This is a genomic window from Verruconatronum alginivorum, from assembly GCF_056590205.1.
This window is the reverse complement of sequence record NZ_JBWPVQ010000001.1, coordinates 3788576-3802329: the sequence shown is the minus strand read 5'-3', so window position 1 is coordinate 3802329 and position 13754 is coordinate 3788576. Positions and strand designations below refer to the sequence as shown.

Here is a 13754-nt window from a genome sequence, read left to right as displayed (position 1 = left end):
ACCCATGCTCGAATCCAATGTATCCGCCAACCATCGACACGGCCCGAAGGCCATCCTGGTAGCCGCGCATCCGATCTGGAACGTCCCCCCTTTTTTCAATGCGGCCGCGGAACTCGCCCGGGCCGGCTTTTCGGCGACACTCGTCGGTTATCAAGCCCGCGAACTACCCGAACACGAACGGCTCGAACCCGGATTCGATATTGTCCGGTTGCCGGTCTCATCCCGTCGGATCGGATGGGATAAACTACGCAAGCCGGCCGCCCTCTTCGAATTTCTGATCCGCGCCCGCTCGTTTATCCTTCGGGAGAATCCGGAGGTTCTGATCGCCTTCAACGACCCGGCCTCGATTCTGCAACGCTGCACCGGTCCTCGGAATGTCCGACACCGAGTTAACTGGCTCCTGGAATATCCCGAACTCGAACGCTTCAGCTTGGCCGAACGTCAACTTTTCCGTTTCAGCGCTTCATGCTGGAGCCGGGCGGACGCCATTGTGACCCCGACTGTTTCGCGCCTCGCGCTCCATTTGGCCTTGCGGCCCGACTGCAACGCCCGCCAAACAATGGTGATTCAAAACGCTCCGCGAAGAACCTCCCACGGATCCACCGGAGAACCCCTCTCGGAACGCACCCGCCAAGCGATGCGAATTCTCGCCGACCGCGCCCCCGGAACCATTCGAATCATCTACAGCGGAGCGATTGGCAATCGTTACGGGGCTGACAGTCTGATCCGAGCCGTCGGCTCCTTCCCCCACGGCGTTCATCTGCTTCTTCTCGGACCGAAACATCCTCTCGCCGAATCCGAAGTCGAATCGGCCTTAAGGCAAACCCGGCATCCGGAAAACATCGATTGGATCGACGAGGTCCCCTACCGGGAACTCCCCCACGTGCTCGAGGAAGCCGATGTCGGCTTCGCCACCTACCGGGGCGACACGTTGAACACCCGTTTCTCCGCACCAGGAAAACTCTACGAGTATCTAAAATGCGGTTTGGCCATCCTATCCGACAGCGAATGCTGTATTCGGGCCGAAACGACCGCTGCGGGATGCGGCCTGTTTTTTCCGCGGCCCGTGACCGATGACGGTATCCGGAAATCCATTACATACCTCCTTGAAAACCCGCGGAAGGTTTCCAAAATGAAGGCCGCCGCCCACTCATTGTTCCAATCCACCCTCTGCATGGAAGAACAAGTGACGCCGCTCATCGCCCTCTTGCGCGAATCGATGGCCCAATCCCCCCAATCGGCGCGTCCTGACCTATCCCCCGTCCGCGCCACCCCGGCGACTCTCCTGAACCGTAATCTATGAAAATTCTTTTTATCTTCGGCACTCGACCGGAAGCCATCAAAATGGCTCCGATTCTCAAGGAAGCTCAACGACGGGGACTCTCCCCGGTGGTCTGCATCACGGCCCAACACCGTGAGATGCTCGATCAGGTCCTGCAACTGTTCGATATCGCTCCCGACTTCGATCTCAATGTGATGACGCCGGGCCAAACGCTGTCCGCGCTGACCGCCCGCCTGGTCCGCGAGCTCGACGAGGTTGTATCAAGGGTATCTCCCGATTGGGTGCTGGTCCAGGGAGACACCACGTCGGCGATGGCGGGAGCGTTGGTTTCCTTCTACCATAACATCCGGATTGGTCACGTGGAGGCCGGCCTGCGGACTTACGACAATCGCCGTCCCTTTCCGGAAGAGTTCAACCGTCGGGCCATCGACTTGATCGCCCATGCCTACTTCGCCCCAACCGACGCCACGGCCGACAACTTGATCCGCGAGGGAGTCCTCCCCGAACGAATCCATGTCACCGGCAACACCGTGGTCGACGCTTTGCTGGAGGTCAGCGGCCAACCGTTCGACTGGGACCGCAGCGCATTCCGCGAGATTGACCCGAAGCTTCCGTTGGTCCTCATCACCGCGCACCGCCGGGAGAGTTTTGGAGAACCGTTCCGTCAACTCTGCCTGGCAATCCGCGACTTGGCGATCCGATTCCCTCAAGTGCAATTCGTCTACCCGGTTCACCTCAATCCAAACGTCCAGCAACCTGCCAACGAATTACTGCACGAGGTCGAGAACGTCTGGCTCCTTCCGCCCGCCAGCTACCAGGAATTCGTTCACCTGATGAAGGCATCCTCGCTAATCCTGACCGATTCCGGTGGGATTCAGGAGGAGGGCCCGACCTTCGGGGTTCCCGTTCTGGTCATGCGCGACACCACGGAACGGCCGGAAGGACTGGAAGCCGGTGTCTCCCAATTGGTCGGCACCGACCGGGGCCGAATCGTCCGCGAAGCGAGCGAGGTCCTCCAACAAGTGGTGGAATCACGGCCTCCCGAATTGGCGCCAAATCCATACGGAGACGGCAACGCCGCCGAACGGATCCTCGACGTGATTCTCGATTTCGACGACGTCGGCCGCGACCGAAACAGGCATGTAGAAGCGACCGCGTGGACCGACCGTTGACCCGCAATGCTAAAACGTTCGCATCTTCTCTTGCCGATGTTCTCGTTCCAGGCTCCTTCGGGCGGGCAGTCAAGCCACCTCGAACCGTACCCGCGGAGCCGCCTGCGGATAGCTTTCCTCGCTCCCGAGGATCGCCGAACCGGAACCTATTTCCGATCCCACAATCTGGCCTGCGCGCTTCGTCAACTCGGGCACGACGTGACGGTCTATTCTCAATGCTCGACAAATCGGATACGGAAATCAACCGAACTGCGAGACGGCGTCGCCTACGTGCTCTCGCCCACGGTGCCAGGCAACCGCTGGATTCTTCCCCCGACCAATCCGGCGAACATTCTTCGCCGCTTGCTCACCCGGATCGAACCCGCCGACGTCTATCATCTGTTCCAACCGTTCCCAACCGCCGCCCTCCCGTGGCTCTGGTTGAAGAAACGCCGCCCCGGCCTTTTTGTCTACGACTGGGATGACTTCTGGATCAACGACGAGTTCGGCCTGAAGAGCCCCCGGACTCTTCAAGCCCGATGGACCGCCTGGTGCGTGGGACGCCTGGAAAGAAAACTTCCCGGCGCGAGCCAACTCACCACGGCGGTCAGTCATCCGCTCGCCCGGCTGGCGACAGAGCGTGGAGCACCCGACAGCCGAGTGATTTACAATGGGGTCTGGCCCGTCCCGCTAAAGGACAAGGCTGAATGCCGCTCGGTCCTCGGGTTGAAACCCGATGCGTTTTACGTCGGCTTGATGGGTTGGTCGGGCGAAATCGACTGGTGTCTGGAGGCGATTCGCCAATTCGGCGATGAATTTCCCAATCTTCGTTTGGCGATTACCGGACGCGATCCCTCACATCGGTTACAAGACTTCCCTGAAATCGCCCACCGGGTCGATTACCTGGGTGCGTTGCCGGCGGCAAAATTCGCCCGCTTCAACCCCTCCCTCGACCTCGGTCTGGTTCCGATGCGACGGAGCGATTTCAATCATTATCGCCTCCCCTACAAATTGACCGATCATCTCGCGGGAGGGACGCCGGTGCTCTGTAGCCGGATTGGCGAGGCCGCTCGTCTCACCGACCAGTTGGACGGAATCTTCACCTGCGAAGCCGATCTGCCAGGGTGGCTCGATGGTTTTCGGGAAACCGTCCGCGAACTTCAAGTCAAGGGACCAGATTTCCGCGTATCCACGGAAACACTCTACGAACGATTTTCCTGGCTTCGCATCGCCCGCCAATTAGCCGAATTCTATCAAGGGGAACGAACCGTGAAGTCTGTCATTGATTCTCATTGAATCCGATTTATGCCCACGCGTTCCCATTCCTGGTTAATCCATTCCCGGCGATGAAAATCGGATACGTCACGGATTACGACCCGCTCGATGTCGGCAATTGGTCGGGGACCGGCAGCTTCATGGCCCAAGCCCTGACTCGGCAAGGATTCGACCTCGACTTCATCGGACCACTGGCGCGTCCCCGGGCCCGCTGGCCGATTCTGAAGGCGAAAGGATTCATTTATAATCACGTGCTCCATCGCCGGTATCACTCCGGTCACGATTTGAGCGTTGCCCGGCATTTCGCGGCCACGGTCGATCAGAAGCTTCGCGAGGAGGCCGACGCCGAGCTCATTTTCAGCCCCGGGACCATCCCGATCGCCTTTCTCGAAACCGACAAACCAACCGCGTTTTGGTCCGATGCCACCCACGCCTGCCTGTTCGACTTTTACCCCGAATATTCCAATCTTTCCGCCGAGACCATCCGAGCCGGTCACACCATCGAACAACTCGCCATCGATCGGGCGGGTGCCGTTATTTTCTCGTCGGATTGGGCCGCCCAAAGCGCGGTGCGCGACTATGGAGCCGACCCGCAAAAGGTCCACGTCGTTCCGTTCGGAGCGAATCTCGACCACCCTCCCTCGCCCGATGAGGTCACGGAGACCATCCACCGCAGATCGACCCGTTATTGCAAACTGCTTTTCATTGGAATCGACTGGGAACGCAAAGGAGGGGACACCGCGGTGGCGGTCGCCCGCGAATTGAACCAGATCGGGTTGCCCACCGAATTGACTGTTGTCGGTTGCAATCCGTTTCACAATCGCCGCCAACCCGATTTCGTCCGTTGCGAGGGTTTTCTCAGCAAAGACTCCGAGGATGACGCGGCCCAACTCGAACGGCTTCTCGCCGAATCCCACTTCCTGATCGTGCCGTCGATCGCCGAATGTTACGGCTTGGTCTATTGCGAAGCCAACGCCTATGGGGTTCCTTGTCTCGCCCGGGAGGTCGGCGGGATCCCAACCGTCGTGCGCAATGACATCAATGGCCGTCTCTTCACCCCGGCGGCGGCTCCGGTCGACTACGCCCGGTATGTGGAAAACCTCTTCCGCCACCCCCAGGAATACGTCGACCTCGCCCGCTCCTCCGCCTCCGAATTTCGACACCGACTCAACTGGGAAACCGCCGGAGCCAAGGTCCGCGAAATCCTCCGACCCCTGGCCGCCGCGTAATCAGACGATCATCCGATGCTATTCTCCGACATCCTGATCCAATGGGCGATTTTCGCCATCGTCGTCTTCGTGATGTGGGCTCGCGGCCAACTGACCATCTTCCATCCGACCACCGTCTACCTCGCGTTTCACGCCATCGTATTCTGTATCCGCCCGACACTGATTTACGCCTTCGATTTCGACATGGTCTGGAACTACATCGGTTTCTTCCCAACAGAACCGGAGATGTCGTTCACACTCTATCTCAGCTCGGCCGGCCTGGTCTTCTTTTGCACGGGCTTCGCCCTCGCCACACGGGAACGCGGCCCGAAATTCGTCGAAGCCGAACGAGAATTCACTCCATCGGACCGAAAAGCGTTTTGGACGATGGTCGCCCTCCTCACTCCTCTCGGGATCTTCTCCGTGATCAAAGCCGCGCCGGACGGCGAACATATCGACGGCGTCTTCGTCATGACCGGAACCAGCGGTTATCTGAACGACCTTCAACAAGTCCTCATTCCCATCACCATTTTCATCGCGGTCATGGGACGATGGCGCTGGTACGCCTTTCTGCCACTCATCCTTTTCCTCGGCTACCGGGCGAGCGAAGGATGGGGGCGTTGGACGATCATTCTGACCATTTTCGCGGTCGTCCTCTGCCATACATGGGAAAAAAGGCGGAACATTCCCTCACTGAAATTCCTCCTCCCATTGCCGCTGATTTTCATCCTGTTCGCCAACCTCGGGCTCGACCGCACCTACTTCCAAAATCTGATTTCCGGCAACGTCGAGGAGAGCCGGGACATCCTCGATACTTCCGAGACGTTCGCCGAACGTTTCGACACCCTCGACTTCGCCAACTTCGACTACCTCACCTACATCACGGCGGTTGTCCCGGAACGAACCGACACCTACACCTACGGCACCCAATACCTTCAGCTTTTCACCGAGCCGATTCCCCGTCAGATCTGGAAGAACAAGCCGGTCGGGCCGCCCATCGTCTTCTTCAATCTAAACGACTACGGAAATTTTCTCGGCCTCACCCCATCGTTGGTCGGCGACGGCTGGATGAGTGGCGGTTGGCTCGGAGTGTTCATCACGATGACAGTCGCCGGTTGTCTGCTCGGCCTCGCCTACAACTGGTTCATCCGCAATCAACACAATCTCTATTACGGTTTCATGTTCATCATTCTCAACGCGGTCATCGTTCAATTCTTCCGCGATGGCGGCATCTCTATCTTCAAGTTTCTTCTTTTTTCGTTGTTTCCGATCATCGTCTGGAGATTCCTCGCGATCTATCTCTTCCCCGAGCCCGTTGCGCATCCCGCCGACGAATGGGAAGAGGAATCCGAATACATTTCCGGACCGTATTCGAACCATCCGTCCACCAGGATCGATGGGTAAATCCGATTCAATTCCTATGCGTATCTTGATCATCTGGGGCAATTGGGGTCCCTATCATTACGCCCGCTTCCGGGCTCTTCACGAGCGGGGCAAGGCGTCCGGGGTCGATGTTCACGGACTGGAGCTCTTCCCCTCCAGCGGCGTTTACGATTGGAAGAAACCCCGGAGCCACCCGGCGGTCCATCACCTCAAGGTCGGCGAAAAGGAAACCGAGTTCAATCCGCTCCTGCTCACCCGACATCTGGTGCCTCTTCTTCTGCGCTTACGCTGCGACGTGGTCTTCGTCCCTTCCTACTGGCATTGGTCGCTATTCGCGAACCTCACGGCCCGGCTTCGGGGAGCTCGAATCATCATGATGAACGAAAGCCATGCGGGCACCCAGCGAGCCACCGGGTGGAAAAAGAGCCTTAAACGCCGGATCGTCCGATCGTTTCACGGCGGCTTTGTCGGAGGCACCCCGCACATTGAACATTTCACCAACCTCGGCATGGTTCCGGCGACATTGTTTCCCGGATACGACGCGATCGACAATCGCTATTTCGCGGAGGCCGCCGAGATAGTTCGGCGCGACCCGGCTCCGGTCCGGGAGCGTCTCCAGCTTCCCGACCGTTATTTTCTGAGCCTCGGACGAATGGTGGAAAAAAAGAATCTTCCGGTTCTGGTCGATGCCTTCGCCGCCTTCCGCCGAAAACACCCCAACGATCCCCACCACCTCGTCTTCGTCGGATCCGGCGAGGTGGAGTCGACGCTCCGGCGAACGTGCGAGCGCAACAATCTCCCCATCTTCGACCACCCGGCAAACCAATCGCCGGACAATACCACGGCATCCACTCCCCCGGGCGTCCACTTCTACGGTTTCCGCCAGATCGAGGAGAACCCTTCGTTCTACGCGACAGCCAGCGCCTTCGTCCTACCGAGCGCCTACGAGGAATGGGGGCTGGTGGTCAACGAAGCAATGGCCTGTTCCCTGCCGGTCATCGTTTCCCGCACCGCCGGGTGCGCCGCTGATTTGGTCAAACCGGGGCAAAATGGTTTCACATTCGATCCCGACTCGGTCGAACAACTGGCCGAAGCCCTCACGACTCTCGCCGATGTCGAGACCGCGCGGCAAATGGGAAAACGATCCCGCGAAATCATCCGCGATTGGGGGTGCGAACGCTTCGCCACCGGAGCCCTCCAGGCCGCCTCGGCCGCCGCTCCTCATCTTGTCGCGAACCTGAACCTCTCGCCGATTTCTCCAACATGACCTCAAGATGCCTCCATTCAGCGTCCGCCTGGCGTCCGGCGGCCACACGCTCCGGCCACACCCGCCTGCTCCGTCATCTCCATTTTGTCCAATCTCTGGAAGCACTCCAAGGCGGCGGACTCGGTCGGGCGGCGTTCGAATTGCATGAAGCATTCATCCACGCCGCTTCCGAATCGCAGTTGGTCGCCACCAGCGGAGACAACGCCCCGAATCTTTTGCCGGGCACCCGGGAATACCTGCGGACCGGTCCCGATAAAGCGTTCTTCTCTCCCGGCCTCTGGCGCGAAGCGGACCAACTCCTCGATCAATCCGACGTGATCCACGGACACGGCTTTTATGTATCCACGAACTGGATCTTCGGAAGCAAGGCGCGGCTTCGCCGGAAACCGTTGATCTACCATCCCCATGGTTTCTTCGAACCATGGATCCTGGAGCGTTCTCCCTGGAAAAAACGGATCGCCCACCTCCTCTTCGAGAACAGCAACTTCAAAGCCGCCCGGCTCTGGCGGGCCTTGACGGGCAAGGAAGCCGATCAGATCAAAGCCCAGGGAATCCGCGCGCCGATCGTGGTCGCCCCCAATGGCATCCGCCTCGATCCGTTCACCGACGCCTCCATCAAGCCGCTGCCCAAAGGACGGCGACGCCTCCTTTTCCTCGGCCGCCTCCATCCCAAGAAGGGGATCGCACTATTGCTCAAAAGTTGGGCCGCCCTTCCCCGCCAAAGGCGGGACTGGGAACTCATCCTCGCCGGTCCCGATGAGAACGGTCACTTGGCGGAGCTCAAACAAGTCGTCCGGGAACACGGTTTAAACGACTGCGTCAGTTTCCCCGGTGTCGTGACCGGCGCGAAGAAGATCGCCTTGCTGAAATCCGCCGACCTATTCGCGCTTACCTCCTATTCCGAAGGCTTCTCCGTCGCCATTCTTGAAGCGATGGCCTGCCGGGTTCCGGTCCTCGCCTCCCGGCCCTGTAACTTCCCCGAACTCGCCGCCGACGGCGGGGGATTCGAATGCGATCCGTCTCCCGAATCCGTCACCCGGGCGCTCGACCAAGCGTTATCCGCCGACTCGGTGCAACTTCGTCAACGAGGGGAAGCCGCCTTTACCTTGGTGAAAAAGCGCTACACTTGGGAGGCGATCTCCCGAACAATTCTGGACGCCTGTGAACACCATTGCCGATAACACCCGTTCCGTGCCCTCGGAAACCCGAGTCCGTCTCGATCGCTTCAACGGATCGACGGGGCTTGACCGCGGCCGATCCAAACCGGTCGAGGTTGCCTGGTATTTGGTGAAGACTTTTTTCTTTCTTTCCGCCCTGCCATGGCCGAACACCCTAAAGACCAGATTGCTCCGGATGTTCGGAGCAACGATTGGCCGGGGAGCGGTCATCAAGCCGCGGGTGAACATTCATTTCCCATGGAAGCTTTCCCTCGGCGATCATGTTTGGATCGGCGAGGAGGCCTTCATTCTCAATTTCGAACCCGTGAGGATCGGCAGTCATGTGTGCGTTTCCCAGCGTGCCTTCCTGTGCACCGGTAATCACGATTTCAGAGATCCAACTTTCAAATACAGAAACGCTCCGATCGACTTGATGCCGGGATGCTGGATCGGAGCTCAAACGTTCGTGAGTCCCGGGGTCACGGTCGGCCCGGAGGCAGTCGCCACCGCCGGCTCCATCATCACTCAAAACCTGCCGAGAAGCATGATCTGCTCAGGCAACCCGTGCGTGCCGATCCGGCCGCGCTGGAAAAAATGAAATTCGAAAACATGGATGGCACCAAATGGATTTGCTGTCAGCTCGGTTCGCGGGAGCACTATGCCATTCCGCGCGTGCTGCATCGGGAGGGAGCGCTCTCCCTCTTGTTAACCGACTTCTGGTCGCGACGGCCCGAAACGTTGAACAGTTGGCCCGTCCAGGGTATCAAAAAGCTGGCCGAGCGCCGCCATCCCGACCTCGCCGACGCCCGGATCGAAGATCTCGGATTCGGACGGATCCGCTTCGATGTCCATGCCAAACAGCGCCGATGGCCGGCCTGGGAGACCATCATGCGGCGCAACTACTGGTTCCAACGCGAATTGATCCGGTTGTTGCGACGTTATTACCTCGCCGAGTTGCGCAACGGGCCACCGGGAATCTTCTTCGCCTACAGTTACGCCGCCGGGGAATTGTTCCGCTTCTTCAAGGATCTCGGATGGACCACCCTGCTCGGCCAGATCGATCCGGCGGTGCGGGAAGAGAACATCGTCGCGGCGGAGGTCGCCCGGCACCCGGAACTCAAGACCAGTTGGAAAAGGGCTCCCGTCCGTTATTGGCGGGAATGGGAGAAAGAGATGGAGCTCGCCGACCTCATCCTGGTCAACTCATCCTGGAGCAAACGGGCCTTGCAGGAGAGCGGCCTCCCGGTCGATCGGGTCCGAATCATTCCATTGGCTTACGAAAACCCACCTCGCGGAACTATCGAACGTTCCATCCCGGATCGGTTCGACCGCGACCGTCCGTTGCGAGCGCTCTTCCTCGGCCAGGTCAACCTGAGAAAAGGTCTTGCTTTGGTCCTGGAGGCAATGGACCGCCTTCGGGACGCGCCGGTCGAATTCTGGATGATCGGCCCCTCCGACGTTAAGATCCCGGAACCCTACGCTTCGCTGCCCAACGTGACGTGGAAAGGGGCGGTTTCCCGTTCGCAAACTGTTCGATATTACAAGGAGGCGGACGTCTTTCTCCTCCCGACCCTGTCCGATGGCTTCGCCTTGACCCAACTCGAGGCCCAGGCGTATCGCCTGCCAATTGTCGCCAGTCGTCATTGCGGGGACGTCGTCGAAGATGGTCGCAATGGTGTCGTTCTGGACCCGTTGACCGGCGAGAAATTAAGCGAGATTTTGCAGGGCTTTGTCGCCCACCCGGACCGACTCGAGGCAATGGCGGGAGAGAGCCGGGTCGATGACCGGTTTTCGTTGGACGCCTTGCGCGACAACCTCCGCGAGATCCCGGGATCAATGGTGGCGCGCTCGCAAAAACTTGAAACCCCGATCTGAGTGACACCTGGGGCCGGGGGGCGTTTCCGTTTAGGAATGGAGTCTCGGCGGAGGGAGCATTCCCTTTAGCTCGACAATCATTTTCCCGCTGAGAACGAAGTCGACCCGGTAGTTCTGTTTGACTTGGCGAGTTTTGCCGGCGATCGGCATTTTGACCTGGGTGTCGTAAATCATTTTATCGGAGTTTAGCTCTCCGATAAAACCGTATTCGCACGTTTGCTCCATCATGCCGGCACCCGGCTTGCGGTTCACCTGAAGGGCGAGACCGACCTTTTTGTCCGACGACGTTTTCTTGTTTTCCATTTAAGTTGTCCTTTCCAGTTGAGATTGTTCGATGCCCCATTAATCGGCGGCAAGCTTGACCCGCAGACGCATAATCCGGTTGGTGGATACGTCGACCGGCTTGGCGTCGCGCACCACGATTCTTTCCGCTCCCCCCTGCACCGTCCGGGAGACCGGGATCACGTGGTTCTCGCCGCTGTTCCAATCGGTCAAATCGCCGCTCACCTCCACGCGGTAAACCACTCCTTTCACCCCGGCCGGCCGCGAGAAGGTAAGCGTCAAGTAGCTCCGGCCGTTGATCGCCATCGTGCCCAGGCGAGGCAAACCTTTCCGGGAGGTCTCCCGGGCGTCCTTGTTGAGGGCGTATTGCAACAGGTTGGGGATTCCATTCCCGGTGGCGTCCGCCGTATCGCCGCTCACCATCGGATTGAGTAACTCGGTCGGCGTAAAAGCCGCCGCCCGCCACTCCTCGTAAGAGAGCGGCGATAAGCCGGAAATGAATTCAGCTTCGACATAATTGATGTTGAAGCCCGCGGTGCCGGCGACCACCCGCATCGTCTGCTTTCCTGCCTTCAAGAAGACCCCAGGGACGGTTACCGTCTCCCACATCTGCCATCCTCCCGTGTTCGGGAGATCGAAGCGGATATGCTCCCCCCCATCGAAATCGATCTGCAGATAACATCCGTCCTGCGTGGCGGCCGCGCGTAGGTGGAGGTCATAGAACCCGGCCACCTCCACGTCGACCGTGTATAAGAGCCATTCCCCGGGAGCGATCCAGCCGACGTTGTAGCCTCCGCCTTCATCGGTCGTCGCTTCAAGGTCGACGTATTCCTGGAAACGCAACCCTCCACCCTCGTTAAAGAAACTTGTATCGAAATAGGCGATACCCTGCCCTCCACGGTCGAAAAACGCCGCCGGGATCCGGCCGGGGATTGTCATCGGCACCCCATGGAAGGGGCCCCGCTCCTCTGGCTTTGACTGAATGGGTTGCGTGCCGGGGGGAGCGACCGGACTCCGGCGCAAGAGGTAAGCTTCGCGATTGGTAAATCCATCGCCGTTCACGTCGGCGTTCGGATCGGCTATTGTGGCTGTTGAATAGTCGCCGAAATGCCCGAACCAATACATCTCAAACCAGTTGGGAAGGCCGTCTCCATCGACATCCCCATATTCCGCGTGCAGCTCCATCGGCGCGTCGCCAAAATCCTTCTTCCAATGGCGCCAACATTCGCTGGAAATCGCGGTGATACCGTTGTCCTGGCGGAACGGACGAATGGTAATCGGCTCCGGGAGTTCCAAGTGGAGTTTGACCGAATCGTTCCGGATAAGTTCGACCTCCACCGGACCGGGAGTCACGGGAAATTGCCGCGTAAAAAGTCCGGCGGGAGCATAATAATCGCCCCGGCCCGGAACCCGGACGAACGCCGGTTCCGGAAGAATGGTCAACACTTCGATTACCCCTTCGCTCTCATTGTATTTATTAAACGGATACGATGTCAATCCCCCGGGATATTTCCGAGAAAAAATGTAAACCCGGTCGCGGTCCGGCTCGGGTTGCTCACCGGTTTTCCACCAACGGATAAAGTAGCCCATCAGATCGTAATAGGCGTAGTGGGTGGTCGTGCCCGGCGAGATGTTGGTGTTTTCGTGGTAATCGTTCCAGGTCGTCAATTGCAGAAGGGTGGCCCCGCTGTCGCGCGCCTGCTGCCAGCGTAGACGAAGCTCGTCGGTCCCGGGTCCCCCATGGGTCCAATTGATCCGCGGGTTGTCGTAATTTAAGTAAACCGGCTGCCCCCACTCGGCTCCCGCCGCCGTCACCAAGGGTCCGATCTCTCCGACCTGCATGCTGGGAAGAAACTCGGTCACCGCCGGGAGATGTTGGGCGATCACCGCCGCCGCCAGCACGTTTCCGTTTTGAGGTTCCCAGACGGTTTGGAGACCGTGGTAAAAGGAGCCGAGGTCGAATTGGAAATAAAGCTCCTGCCCGACGATCGCTTCAAGGTTCGCATAAGCGTCCCCCACCAAGGCCCACCCTTCCGGGGTCGTCCGGGCGATGTCGACTTGGTGGCGGTCGCCATTGTAGAGCTGCTCCAGGTAGTGGACCCAAAGAAAAGCGGACTGATACCCGAAAATAATCGGTTTGCCGTCACGACGGGCCAATTTGGGACTGTCGCCATGATGCTCGAGCAGATGGATGATCGTATCCGCGATCGCCTCCGTGAGACCGTTCGGTTGAGGTATCGTATTGGGATCGGGACAGATACTGATTTCAAACGGGTAATCGTTTTCCTCGGCAACTTTGAAGAGCGCGGCCAGGAACTCCTTGGCCTCATTGTCGCCCGCCCACGCGTTGACCGCGAATCCATCGATACCGATCCGCATCGCTCGGCGGATCTGCAGGTCGGCCGACTCCTCCAAAGTCAGGTTGTAAAGGTCGTAGGGAGCCAAAGGAAGGGCCCGATAATCTCCGCCGTTGGAGATCGTTGGATGACCCAGATCAGGATTCCGAGTATGCCAAGCCATCGCCCCACGACCGACATTCATGCTCCCCATGTGGTGGACGAAGACCTTCTTTTCCCGGTCGCCAGCGATGTTCGCTACTTCTTCCGGTTCCTCCTCGGCTGATTCCGCCATCGCCGGGATCGGCCCGATGAGAAAAACCAAAGCGAACACCGCCGCCAGGGAAATCGACCGCGGATCCCGTCGTCCGGGCCGGCCATTTTCGCAACTTTGTCGGTGGGAAGCCATTGTCGGGAACATGATCGACTAGGTGAAACTCACCACCGTATGGGCCGGGCGCCTGCCACCCCGCTTCAGTCGAATCACGACCGGCGGCCTGATGGTTTCCCCTACGCTCGAGTTGCAACAAATCCCCAT

The 13754-nt window shown here is 59.1% G+C and carries 11 protein-coding genes; 9 read left to right on the top strand and 2 right to left on the bottom strand.

Annotated elements, in window-relative coordinates:
* Nucleotides 1–4: 4 nt before the first annotated feature.
* From ACWUI2_RS13600 to ACWUI2_RS13560, 9 genes are read left to right on the top strand one after another with little or no spacing between them, the layout of a single operon-like run.
* Nucleotides 5–1303, top strand: coding sequence for a glycosyltransferase (locus tag ACWUI2_RS13600; protein WP_486983396.1), 1299 nt, complete (start codon nucleotides 5–7; stop codon nucleotides 1301–1303).
* A complete protein-coding gene (gene wecB, locus ACWUI2_RS13595) occupies nucleotides 1300–2454 on the top strand; it encodes a non-hydrolyzing UDP-N-acetylglucosamine 2-epimerase (protein WP_486983395.1) in 1155 nt (384 codons plus the stop codon). Before ACWUI2_RS13600 ends, wecB begins: the two co-directional genes overlap by 4 nt.
* A gap of 6 nt (nucleotides 2455–2460) precedes the next feature.
* Nucleotides 2461–3729: a glycosyltransferase gene (locus ACWUI2_RS13590; RefSeq protein ID WP_486983394.1), complete on the top strand. Its 1269-nt coding sequence runs from the start codon at nucleotides 2461–2463 to the stop codon at nucleotides 3727–3729.
* A gap of 50 nt (nucleotides 3730–3779) precedes the next feature.
* Nucleotides 3780–4937 (top strand): glycosyltransferase family 4 protein, encoded by a 1158-nt coding sequence (locus ACWUI2_RS13585; RefSeq protein WP_486983393.1) that lies wholly within the window; start codon nucleotides 3780–3782, stop codon nucleotides 4935–4937.
* 15 nt (nucleotides 4938–4952) lie between these two features.
* Nucleotides 4953–6320 (top strand): O-antigen polymerase, encoded by a 1368-nt coding sequence (locus ACWUI2_RS13580; protein ID WP_486983392.1) that lies wholly within the window; start codon nucleotides 4953–4955, stop codon nucleotides 6318–6320.
* A gap of 16 nt (nucleotides 6321–6336) precedes the next feature.
* Nucleotides 6337–7566: a glycosyltransferase family 4 protein gene (locus tag ACWUI2_RS13575; RefSeq protein ID WP_486983391.1), complete on the top strand. Its 1230-nt coding sequence runs from the start codon at nucleotides 6337–6339 to the stop codon at nucleotides 7564–7566.
* Nucleotides 7563–8747, top strand: coding sequence for a glycosyltransferase (locus ACWUI2_RS13570; protein ID WP_486983390.1), 1185 nt, complete (start codon nucleotides 7563–7565; stop codon nucleotides 8745–8747). The genes ACWUI2_RS13575 and ACWUI2_RS13570 overlap by 4 nt, the downstream gene beginning before the upstream one ends.
* Nucleotides 8728–9321 carry a WcaF family extracellular polysaccharide biosynthesis acetyltransferase gene (locus tag ACWUI2_RS13565; protein WP_486983389.1) on the top strand — a complete coding sequence of 198 codons (594 nt, stop codon included), beginning with the start codon at nucleotides 8728–8730 and terminating at the stop codon, nucleotides 9319–9321. The genes ACWUI2_RS13570 and ACWUI2_RS13565 overlap by 20 nt, the downstream gene beginning before the upstream one ends.
* Nucleotides 9318–10598 (top strand): glycosyltransferase family 4 protein, encoded by a 1281-nt coding sequence (locus tag ACWUI2_RS13560; RefSeq protein ID WP_486983388.1) that lies wholly within the window; start codon nucleotides 9318–9320, stop codon nucleotides 10596–10598. The genes ACWUI2_RS13565 and ACWUI2_RS13560 overlap by 4 nt, the downstream gene beginning before the upstream one ends.
* A 30-nt stretch (nucleotides 10599–10628) precedes the next feature.
* On the opposite strand, the gene ACWUI2_RS13555 is transcribed toward ACWUI2_RS13560, so the two are convergent.
* Complete coding sequence (locus ACWUI2_RS13555; protein WP_486983387.1) at nucleotides 10629–10901, bottom strand: GxxExxY protein; 273 nt, start codon at nucleotides 10899–10901, stop codon at nucleotides 10629–10631.
* Between the two features lie 39 nt (nucleotides 10902–10940).
* On the bottom strand, nucleotides 10941–13625 hold the full coding sequence (locus tag ACWUI2_RS13550; protein WP_486983386.1) for an endo-1,3-alpha-glucanase family glycosylhydrolase: 2685 nt from the start codon (nucleotides 13623–13625) through the stop codon (nucleotides 10941–10943).
* Between the last annotated feature and the right edge of the window lie 129 nt (nucleotides 13626–13754).